Consider the following 8,702-nt stretch of genomic DNA (forward strand, 5'->3'; position numbering starts at 1 on the left):
CGACGGCGGGGTAGATGTCCGGGCACGTGCAGCAGTCCCGCGGGAGAGGTCCTCCTGGGTGGTTGCTCTGACAATGTTGCGCCAAGGGCCAGGGCCCGGGAGCAACTGCTTGTTGGGCAATGGCATGTCACCGGTCAACGCCCAGGCGATCACTCTGCCGATGCTGTAGATGTCGCTGGACGGGGTGGCCACCCTGGAGGGAGACGCCGCGTGATGTGTGCCTGATCCGTGCCGGGCAGCCGTAACCGAAGGGGCCGCCCCACCGCGCTGAGGCGGTGGGGCGGCCCCTTGTGGCTCCCTCCGGATCAGGTTGGCCGCGCGGCCGGCGACCTTCCTCCCGGGCCCGGTCGATCGCAGCAGTGGCCGTATCCCCGGCCAGCCGCTCGATCTCCTCGGGTACCTCGCGCTCGTCGAGGACGAAAAGCCTTCCACTGACGAGGCGTGTCGTCGTCTTCCAGCCGAGACGCTGTCCCGCCTCCCTGGCGGCACGTCGGACGTCCTTGAGGTCACCCATCTCTGCAAGATCGTCCGTGTTGAGGATCAGCTGCCCGTAGTAGCCCTCGTACTCCGGCTTCAGAGCGGCGTTCAGTAGCGACTCGAGCCGGTCGACCAGCTTCTCGTACCGGCGTCGGGTCAGCTCGTCCTTCGCGGGCATCTCGCACAGCTCCCCACCTCTGCCCGCAGCGGCGTGTGTGCCATATGTGTGCTGCGAGCACGAGGGCCCTCCCGTCCGACGGACGGAGGGGCCTCTGACCAGGCTTTTTACTGTGCCCCCGGCAGGATTCGAACCTGCGACACCCGCTTTAGGAGTTCGATCGGGGTGGCATGCGGGGCCGTGGCTGCACGCATGAGGGGCAGAGAGGCTGTGCCTCGCCCGCCGCTGAGGCACGCGGCAGTTCGTGCCTGTTGATGTCAGCCGTAGATGTCAGGGGCAGTGCCGGCCGTCATTTCTTGCCGCGCTTGCGGCCCTTGCCGCTCCTCGGCTTCATCTTCCGCCACCCGGCGGCTTCCCTCGACCAAGGGCCGCAATGGATGTCGCAGCGCGAGGCCCCGACCAATGCCAATCGCTGACAACGTGTGCGCTTGGTCGTCAGTGCACCGCACTTGGACTGTGTCCGTGCCACGAACGCTCGCCCCCTGGTCTCGATCCGACTCCTCCGGCAAGAGTCCGGTACAGGCTGCCTGCCGTGGGAGGCGCGTGCAGTGCCAACGGGTGTGCTCCGGCGCACTGTAGAGCTGCCCGAGCGCGACCGCTTCTGAGGCCCAGCACGATCACCTCGTTGCGAACTACTGGCGGGATGGCTGTGTCTGGTCGGTGTCGTGGCACTCAGTGGTCCCTACCCGTTGCTTCTTGGGACTACCAGAGAGTCATGGCGGCCATCAGCTCTGGAAGGGATTGCACCCTTCCGGGACGCGCGTTCGGACACGTTGCCGGAGGACTGGACCGACCCGGTCCGCATCGCCTGGCCCTCCCGTGCACACTGGCGTCATGGATGGCGGGATAGCAGCTGTGGCGGGAGCATTCGTAGGAGCGATCGCGACGATCGGGGCTTCCGTCGCGACCGGATGGACTGGACGAGAGCAAGCACGAATCACGGCGCGCTCCGAACACGTGCGCCAGCGCCGCGAGCCGCGCGAAGCCGCGTACAGGGAGTTGATCGGTACCGTCAGCGCTGCGCGCAATCAGCTCTCGAAGGACTACTTCGCGAACGCGCCCGAGGAAGCTCTCGTAAGCGTGGGGCTCGCGTACTTCCAGGACTGTCAGTCCAGATGCCGTGGAGTGAGAGAAGCCTGGCGCGATGTTGCTCTGCTCGGCCCCGCCCAAGTAACCACAGCTGCTGGGCAGGTCGGAGCCGCCAACGAAGATTTGCTGCGCAGCTTCGAAGGTCTTGTGCACGTCTTCGCGGAGGGCGTCTTCCCTTCGGAAGCAATGTGGGACGTGCACGAGCGAGCAGTCCAGAGGTTGGGGGACACTCACGACGTGTTCGTGGTCGCCGCGCAGGAAGCTTTGGACGACGACGGAACACGGCCTCAAGGGCGTCGGAAACCGGGAGACGCTCGGTGAACCTGCCGAACCTGGTGACGCACTGGCCACAGGAGGTTGGCAGCATCTGGTCCGTAGCCGGAGGTGGGTGGGGCGGTGAGGGGCATACCGGCCGCTACGAGGTGTGGGAGGGGCGGCGCCAGGCGGTGGTGGTTGGTGGGGCTGCTGTACTTCGCAGCTGTACCGCAACCGGCGCCGCGTTTGGACCTCAGCCACAGACAGCGCGCCACGACGGCGGGTGCGCCGGACGACTAGGCGCGCGTGTGCCTGTTGTACCCCCGTCTGCCTGAGCCACGCAGGCAGTGGCAGTTCGGTCACTCAGAGCACGCCTCGATGGCACGTGCGTGATCACGGTGCCCTGACTGCATTGGCCGTTATGGGAGCCGAAGTACTTCGTAGCACCGTGCGGATCACGCCCAGCTCAGCCACAACTGATCACGGACGGCTGTGACCTGCGGCCGCCCACTCGATCACAGCTCCGAACTGCGGTGCGCTCGACGCCAGTTGACAGCACTGGTCATCAACGAGCGCTCTCTCACGGCCCCAGGACGGCCCGGGAGGGCGCTCGTGCGTGCAGGTGCCAGTGCAGCCTGTGTTGCAGCTACGTCTACGTACTGGAACTGCGTCCTGCGTTTTCTATCTTTACCCGCTTATGCCCTTGGTCGGCGGTAGGCTACGGCCAGATCCGTCCAGAGGTGCCCGGCAGTTCATGGCCGCGGTGTCAGGTCAAGGGGGACCCATGGCTCGTCGAACGTTCTTCAGCTTCCACTACGAGCGTGACGTATGGCGCTCGGCAGTAGTGCGGAAAAGTGCCGCTCTAAAAACAGATATCGCTCCGGAGTTCATCGATGCCTCCCTCTGGGAGGAGTCGAAGCTCAAGGGTGACGATGCATTGCGTAAGCTCATCGATGGCGCCCTGTACGGAACGACAGTCACTGCTGTACTAATCGGCGCCGAGACGTCTAAGAGGCGCTGGGTGAAGTACGAGATCTCCCAGAGTATCGCGCGAGGAAACGGATTGTTTGGGATCTATGTCCATAACATCCGCGACCGGGATGGGAATCGCGATAGCAGGGGTGCTAATCCTCTCGGTTCCGAGTACGCGACTTACGACTGGGTCAACGACGACGGGTACAACAATCTCAGCAAGTGGGTTGAGACTGCTTACGATGAGAGGTGATCGTGCAAGGGTGTGACTTTTGCGCAATTGGTTCGGGAGAGGCGCCTGCAACAATCTTCTGGGAAGACGAGGATAATATGGCGTTTTTCCCGCTCCGGCCTGCGGTTGTGGGTCACACCCTGATAATTCCGAAGAGTCATTTCGCTGACTTTTTCGGACTGCCCGAATCGTCTCTAAGCAGTTTGATGCAGGCGGCAGCCAAAGTGGGTCGAGGTATTCAGCGGGCTTTGAGCCCGGATGGTATGAATGTGATTACTTCTGCTGGTGCTGCGGCCTCTCAGTCTGTATTTCATGCTCACGTGCACCTCGTTCCCCGATGGGCGGCTGACCGCTTTGGTGATATTTGGCCGCCCGGCGAGCCGTGCGCGGGTGAGGTCAAGTCCGAAGTCGCAGAGCTGCTTAGGAGGGAGCTTAGGTTCGGGTGACTCTAATTATCCCGCTCACGATGAAGGCTATGTCGACAAGCGCAAGCGTGCCGTAAAAATTAACCATCGTGTGAGAGCGAATGACTGCGCACCAAGGCACCGTCCTGTGATATGGCTGCACATTCATGGAAAATAGCTCCACGGGAATTGCGGGCCTTCGGACATCATCGTATAGCCTGCGGAAAAGTCGCTCCTGCCTGAGGAAGTAGCTGTCGAGGAGCCAGAATCCCATGATGGGGATGATCCCGGCTGCGGCGATCTTCCAGCCGGGATTGTTCGCTGAGATTCCGAAGAACACTCCGGCGACAGTCATTGTCCACCCCTTGATTAGGAATGAACCGTTTCCGAGTCGTGTGACTATCGCTTGAATGAATTCGAGATGCTTTATCTCCTCTTGTGTGATTGACGGGTTTCCTGAGTCGTTTGTTGGCACGCGCCCCCCTGGTTTCTGCGTCACCGCTAGTGGGCTAATCAGTAGCTCATGGGGGCCTAGGTCCACAAGAGTGGTTTCGGTGGAAGTGCAGCGGCGTAGGTCGGTGGAGCGGCTTTGGGCTGGAGCTGCTTTGGCGCGAGAGATCAGGGGGCCTTACGCTTGCCAGCGGATCGGGCAGCCTCTGCCTGCCCGCGTAGTGCCCGATCGGCCCCCTGATCTTCGAGGCTCGCGCCAAAGTGGCTGCCTAAAGCCGTGGAGCCGACCGTCCCCAGCCACGACGTACCCCTTCTCTGACCTCAACTGGCCGCTGCCTGCTGTCGCGCGGGGCGGTGGGGGCGTGCCGGAGCGGGGCGGAGACAGGAGCGGCGGCGCGGTCCCGCCGGGCCGCGCGCGGCCCGCGTCAGCGGGCCGCCTTGAAGTCGTAGAGAAAGTTGTTACGCACGCGCTTCGGGGGCTGGTGGGCACGGTATCGGGCTGACTGTCCAAGTGGCGTGGGTGGTGCGTTGCTTGAGTGTGAGGGTGTGGGGCTTGCCCTGTTGGAGGTCGTGGGCTGCTGTTGGTTGGCCGTGGTCGAGCCATGTGCGGGCGCGTCTGTAGGGGGCTTCGTCCAGGGTGGTTGCGATCATCATGAGGCTGATGCGCATCCATCGCAGGGCTTCGCGTGGGCTGTAGGCGTCGTAGGTGCCGATGCAGCGTTCGTTGACGTAGCACTCGCAGTAGTAGACCTGCTGAGGCGCATGCGGTTGCTCGCTCATGCCATCGACCTCGGGGCGGGCAGACCTACGCGGACCCTTCTCGCTGAGGGCTTGGCCGGCGCCTGGTGCTGGTCGTTGATCTCGACGGTGACGGTTCGGCCGTAGTCGTCTCCGCTGACCTGTACGCGGTTGGCCAGTGCTGCGACCAGTCCCAGGCCGCGGCCGTGGATGTCGTCCTGGTCCGGTGTCGCGACGTGGGGCTTCGTTGCACCTCCGCCGGTGTCGGTGACCGCCAGGACGACCGTGCCGGGAGATCGGTGCAGGGAGATGTGGAAGCTCCCGTTGGGGCTGCCGCTGGCCGAGTGGGTGAGTGCGTTGGAGCCCAGCTCGCTGACGATCAGTGCGGCGTCGTCCGCGTGGGGGCTGTCGTGCAGGACGTCGCGGGTCCAGCGGCGGACTCGGCCGACCTCTTCGGGGAGTCCTGGGCAGGTGAGTTCCCAGATCCGCTCCGTACTCATATACTCGTGCATACAAGTTCCTTCGTGCTGGTGGCCGCTATGGGTAGTGGGTGTGTGCTAGACGAGTCGCACGCCGTCGTGGGCCCGGATGGCCGGCGGGGATGCCCCGTCGAGCGCGTCCAGGACGCGGACCGCGTATGCCTCGTCGGCGAGCTGGGTGACCTCTTCGCGGGTGGCCCAGCGAAGGGCGTAGGTCTCCTCCCCGGTGGTCGGGGAGCCGTCGACCGCTTCGCAGCGGAAGACCATGGAGACGATCAGGCCGCTCATGTTCTTGTAGATGCCTGTGAGGGTCGCCGGGAGGGCGATCTTCATGCCGGTCTCTTCGAGGACCTCGCGCTGGAGCGCGTCGGGGATGGTCTCTCCGGGTTCGAGGACGCCGCCGGGTGGCTCCCACTGGCCGTTGTCGCGGCGCTGGATGAGCAGCGCTCGGTCTGCGTCGTCAACGATGACCCCTGCGACGCTCACGGAGTGGGGGCGCTCTACCGTGCTCACGTTCCTTGGTCCCCTCAGATGGCTAGGCTTCTCCACCGTAGCAACAGAACTCAGTAGCTCGTCTAGATATCCAAAGGAGTACCCGTTATGGCTGCACTGTCCTCCGGAGTTCTCGGGGCGCTCGACCCGACCAGTGATCGCGCCGTCTTCCGGCAGATCGCCGACCAGGTCCGGGAGGCTATCGACAAGGGGCGCTTCAAGGAGGGTGCCAAGCTGCCGTCCGAGGCGGAGCTGGTCGAGCACTTCGGGGTCTCCCGGATGACCGTGCGCAACGCGCTCTCGATCCTCCAGAGCGAGGGTCTGGTCTCCTCCGAGCACGGGAAAGGCGTCTTCGTGCGACCACGGCCCCCGGTCAGGCGTCTGGCCTCGGACCGGTTCGCACGTCGGCATCGTGATCAGGGCAAGTCGGCCTTCACCGTCGAAGCGGAAGCCGCGGGAAGCAAGCCCGAGGTGGACAGCCTGGAGGTACGGGAGGAGAAGCCGGCACCGGACATCTCCGCGCGCCTGGGCTCGCCGCGCAAGGTCCTCGCCCGGCGGCGCCGCTATCTCCTCGACGGACGGCCGGTCGAGTTCGCCGTCTCGTATCTGCCGCTGGATCTGGCGCGCGGGACGCAGATCGCCGAACCCAACCCCGGGCCCGGCGGCATCTACGCCCGGCTGGAAGAGCTGGGGCACCGCCTGGACCACTTCGACGAAGAGGTCCGCGCCCGGATGCCCTCCCCGGCCGAGGTCAAGATGCTCCGCCTCTCCTCCGGCGTCCCCGTGATCAGCCTGATCCGCACCGCCTACGACACCGAGGGACGCGCGGTCGAGGTCTGCGACACCGTCATGGCCGCCGACGCCTACGTCCTCGCCTACCAACTCCCCGCCAACTAGGGCATGTCGGGCCCGTGACGGCGGCGCTGGGTCGTTTCTCGCGGACTCGTACACACCGAGAGGCATACTCGTATAGACGAGTGGGCAAGACGTGTGGCAGAGTATCCGCATCCCGACAAGCACGTCCGGGGCGAACCATCCGAGAGCTTGTCTAGACGACTAGCTCTCACCGCTCCGGCGTACGGACAAGGAGAAACGGCCTTGCGCACCATTCGAGTTGAGACCACTTCCGCAACCATCCTCCTGACCGAGGCTCCCGCGCCCAAGGTCCGCGACCGGCAGACCGGGGAAGTCGCCAAGGACGCGGTGAGCGGCGAGACGCTGATGAAGGTCGGCGTCGTCTACATCGATGAGGGCGAGTCCTCGCTGATCCACGTCACCGTTCCCGAGAGCGGTGTGACGGACGGGCTCGCCCTCGGCGCCCCCGTGTCGTTGCCGGGTCTGGTGGCTCGGCCGTGGGACTCGGTGTTCAACGGGCAGCAGCGCCACGGCATCGCCTACCGCGCCGCCGCCGTCGCTCCCGGTGCCGTTCCGGCGGGCGTGGGGGCCTGACCGTGTCCGAGCTGATGACGCTGATGGAGGTAGGCGGCCCCGCGGCCGGTCTGGGTGCCGGTGCCGCCTACCTCCGGGCCCGGCACCCTGCCGCCTACTGGTCGGCGGTCGGCATGCCTGCCTCCGCTTTGCGCCTGGTGGGCTCGTACGGGTCGGTCATGGATTCGTGCGGGCTGACCGTGCCGCCGTCCCGTCTGCGGGCGCTGGCTGTGCGGGCTGCGACTCGTCGTGAGGTGCGGCCGGTGCCGCCTCGTCGGGGGATGCTGCGGCCGACCTCGACCGGCCTGCGGATACGTCTGCGGCTCGCTCCGGGGCAGGAGCCCGCCGACGTGGCTGCCTCTGCTGAGCGGCTGCGGCATGCCTGGGGTGTGCATGGCGTCTACGTCGAGCCGGTCAAGCCCGGTGTGGTCGAACTGCGCCTGGTCGGCTTCGACGTGCTGCGGCGGGTACGGATGCCGCGCAAGGCGGGTGGCGGGTTCCTGCGGGTGCCGGTGGCGCTGCGGGAGGACGCAACCGCCTTCGTCCGCGACTACCGCGCCATCCCGCATGAGCTGGTGCTGGGGGCCACGCTGTCGGGCAAGTCGATGTACCTGCGACACCTGGTAGCTGGGCTCGCTGAACAGCGGGTCGCGCTGGCCGGCATCGACTGCAAGCGGGGCGTGGAACTGGCTCCGTTCGCGCCTCGGCTCTCGGCGCTGGCGACCGAACCGGCTGAGGCTGCCGAGCTGCTGCCCGTACTCGTCCGGGAGATGGAGGACCGCTACGACCTCATCCGTGCCCGGCAGGGGATCGCCCCGTCCACGCCGGATGAGGAGATCACCTCGGATGTGTGGGGCCTGCCCGAGAGCGAACGGCCGGTGCCGATCGTGCTGTTCGTCGACGAGGTCGCCGAACTCTTCCTCGTCGCCTCTCGCAAGGATGAGGAACGGCGGGATGAGATGGTCACCCAGCTCATCCGGCTGGCCCAGCTCGGGCGGGCTGCGGGGATCTACCTGGAGGTGTGCGGGCAGCGCTTCGGGGCCGAGCTGGGCAAGGGCGCCACCATGCTCCGCGCCCAGCTCTCCGGGCGGGTCTGCCACCGGGTGAACGATGAGCCCTCGGCAAAGATGGCGCTGGGCGATATCGCCCCCGAGGCGGTGGGAGCTGCCTGCACCATCGCCCCCGAACGCCCCGGCCTCGCGGTCGTGGGTGACACGTCCGGCGGCTGGTCGCGCATCCGCACCCCGTACCTGTCCCTGGCCGACGCTGCCGCCGCGTGTGAGCGGACCGCGCACCTGGTGCCCGACCTGCCCGCGCTCAAGCCGTTCCAGCCTGCCTCGCTGACCAAGCCCCGGCCCGCCACCGCCTGACCCGATCCCCAATCCGGCCGGCGCGACCGCCCTCGCGCCACCTCCCTACCCCTCCCATGCCGAAAACAGGAAGGAGGTGCCCCGATGCGCGCCCACCTCGCCCGGGTCGATGCCGTGCTCGTGCAGGCGGTCATCGCT

10 protein-coding genes are annotated in these 8,702 nt (G+C 66.1%); 5 read left to right on the forward strand and 5 right to left on the reverse strand.

Annotated elements, in window-relative coordinates:
• Nucleotides 1–127: 127 nt before the first annotated feature.
• Nucleotides 128–655 carry a hypothetical protein gene (locus tag BMX65_RS33710; RefSeq protein ID WP_239502208.1) on the reverse strand — a complete coding sequence of 176 codons (528 nt, stop codon included), beginning with the start codon at nt 653–655 and terminating at the stop codon, nt 128–130.
• Between the two features lie 2,128 nt (nt 656–2,783).
• Here BMX65_RS33710 and BMX65_RS25715 point away from each other — a divergent pair.
• Nucleotides 2,784–3,224 carry a TIR domain-containing protein gene (locus BMX65_RS25715; protein WP_075002723.1) on the forward strand — a complete coding sequence of 147 codons (441 nt, stop codon included), beginning with the start codon at nt 2,784–2,786 and terminating at the stop codon, nt 3,222–3,224.
• 2 nt (nt 3,225–3,226) lie between these two features.
• Nucleotides 3,227–3,649 carry an HIT family protein gene (locus BMX65_RS34350; protein WP_425315515.1) on the forward strand — a complete coding sequence of 141 codons (423 nt, stop codon included), beginning with the start codon at nt 3,227–3,229 and terminating at the stop codon, nt 3,647–3,649.
• Here the strand turns inward: BMX65_RS34350 and BMX65_RS25725 are convergent.
• The 4 genes from BMX65_RS25725 to BMX65_RS25740 form a co-directional block, all read right to left on the reverse strand.
• The gene (locus tag BMX65_RS25725) at nt 3,636–4,082 is read right to left on the reverse strand and encodes a hypothetical protein (protein WP_079172080.1); all 447 of its coding nucleotides are present in this window, start codon (nt 4,080–4,082) and stop codon (nt 3,636–3,638) included. The two genes, BMX65_RS34350 and BMX65_RS25725, sit on opposite strands and share 14 nt — an antisense overlap.
• Nucleotides 4,083–4,516: 434 nt before the next feature.
• Complete coding sequence (locus BMX65_RS25730) at nt 4,517–4,837, reverse strand: hypothetical protein (RefSeq protein WP_075002724.1); 321 nt, start codon at nt 4,835–4,837, stop codon at nt 4,517–4,519.
• Complete coding sequence (locus tag BMX65_RS25735; RefSeq protein WP_075002725.1) at nt 4,834–5,307, reverse strand: ATP-binding protein; 474 nt, start codon at nt 5,305–5,307, stop codon at nt 4,834–4,836. The genes BMX65_RS25730 and BMX65_RS25735 overlap by 4 nt, the downstream gene beginning before the upstream one ends.
• A 45-nt stretch (nt 5,308–5,352) precedes the next feature.
• Nucleotides 5,353–5,760 (reverse strand): NUDIX hydrolase, encoded by a 408-nt coding sequence (locus tag BMX65_RS25740; RefSeq protein WP_075002726.1) that lies wholly within the window; start codon nt 5,758–5,760, stop codon nt 5,353–5,355.
• A gap of 114 nt (nt 5,761–5,874) precedes the next feature.
• On the opposite strand from BMX65_RS25740, the gene BMX65_RS25745 reads away from it, so the two are divergent.
• The 3 genes from BMX65_RS25745 to BMX65_RS25755 all read left to right on the forward strand — a co-directional run bounded on the left by BMX65_RS25745 (nt 5,875) and on the right by BMX65_RS25755 (nt 8,564).
• Complete coding sequence (locus BMX65_RS25745) at nt 5,875–6,663, forward strand: GntR family transcriptional regulator (RefSeq protein WP_027759825.1); 789 nt, start codon at nt 5,875–5,877, stop codon at nt 6,661–6,663.
• Nucleotides 6,664–6,864: 201 nt separating this feature from the next.
• Nucleotides 6,865–7,215, forward strand: a complete 351-nt coding sequence (locus BMX65_RS25750) for an SCO3933 family regulatory protein (protein WP_075002727.1) — start codon at nt 6,865–6,867, stop codon at nt 7,213–7,215.
• A 2-nt stretch (nt 7,216–7,217) separates the two neighbouring features.
• Complete coding sequence (locus tag BMX65_RS25755) at nt 7,218–8,564, forward strand: FtsK/SpoIIIE domain-containing protein (protein WP_075002728.1); 1,347 nt, start codon at nt 7,218–7,220, stop codon at nt 8,562–8,564.
• Nucleotides 8,565–8,702 lie beyond the last annotated feature (138 nt).

The organism is Streptomyces qinglanensis (assembly GCF_900111245.1).
Classification (GTDB): domain Bacteria; phylum Actinomycetota; class Actinomycetes; order Streptomycetales; family Streptomycetaceae; genus Streptomyces; species Streptomyces qinglanensis.